This is a genomic window from Stenotrophomonas maltophilia group sp. RNC7, from assembly GCF_030910085.1.
Lineage (GTDB): Bacteria > Pseudomonadota > Gammaproteobacteria > Xanthomonadales > Xanthomonadaceae > Stenotrophomonas > Stenotrophomonas sepilia.
In genome coordinates this window covers 1-512 of sequence record NZ_JAVFVN010000686.1, presented here as the reverse complement: position 1 = coordinate 512, position 512 = coordinate 1, and the positions used below count along the sequence as shown (strand labels likewise).

1 protein-coding gene is annotated in these 512 nt (G+C 41.2%); it reads left to right on the top strand.

Going from position 1 to position 512, the window contains the following annotated elements; all coding sequences use genetic code 11:
• Positions 1 to 183 (top strand): ATP-dependent Clp protease adaptor ClpS (locus RCF13_RS14700; protein ID WP_308141289.1); only part of this gene is annotated, 183 nt, incomplete at its 5' end.
• Between the last annotated feature and the right edge of the window lie 329 nt (positions 184 to 512).

Here is a 512-nt window from a genome sequence, read left to right as displayed (position 1 = left end):
AAGGCCACCCAGGTGATGCTGCACGTTCATACCCGCGGCCGCGGCGTCTGCGGTGTCTTCACCCGCGAAGTAGCCGAGACCAAGGTTGCCCAGGTCAACGAGTACTCGCGGATGAACCAGCATCCGCTGCTGTGCACGATTATATTAATTTCTTTTGCTTTTGCCTTTTTTAACAGTAATTGAATAGATGGTCTGTCTACAAATAAAGTTCCACTTACCCCTTCATCTTTAAAAACACGTTTCTCATCCCAATTGAATCCATTTCGTTCTAACCAGTTCCGGCAGATATCTATTTGGTTTTCGACAGATGAAACTTGTTCATCTCGGTCAGTTGACACACGAACATATACTGCGTAAGACTCCACTGCTTTCACCTTCCCATCTCCGAACCACTAGACTACCGAATTTCATATGAAAAATTTTTATCCTTTTATAAAAGATATGACATTCTGCTGTTTTTTCATTACTAATATTAAAACAGCTTGTTTTAATATTAGTATGTCTTTAACAAG